This window comes from Alkalihalophilus lindianensis (assembly GCF_032843265.1).
GTDB lineage: Bacteria > Bacillota > Bacilli > Bacillales > Bacillaceae_D > Alkalihalophilus > Alkalihalophilus lindianensis.
Genome location: NZ_JAWJBA010000524.1, coordinates 1 through 261 on the forward strand (window position 1 = coordinate 1; position 261 = coordinate 261).

The 261-nt window shown below is 39.1% G+C and carries 1 protein-coding gene; it reads right to left on the reverse strand.

What is annotated here, in order from left to right:
- Nucleotides 1-261 (reverse strand): transposase (locus tag RYX56_RS23275; protein WP_317124247.1); only part of this gene is annotated, 261 nt, incomplete at both ends.

The following is a 261-nucleotide window of genomic DNA, read 5'->3' on the forward strand; positions in this document are numbered from 1 at the left end:
GTTGCAGATGGCTTATCGCTTTATGAAAGTATTGGTTGATCGATTTGAGTTTTTTGCCGTCGATTAAGAAGGTATCGCCTTTATTCGTTGCACAACTCAATAATCGGTCTACACCTACATCACAACCCAAAGCGTTCATCGTGGTCGTAGGTTGTTTTTTCATTTGAGCCACATACACTTCATACGTGTAATGCACCTCAAAGAACCGACCTTTTTGCTTAGGTTTGATTTCAATATAGGAGATTTTCCGGTTTAATAAGT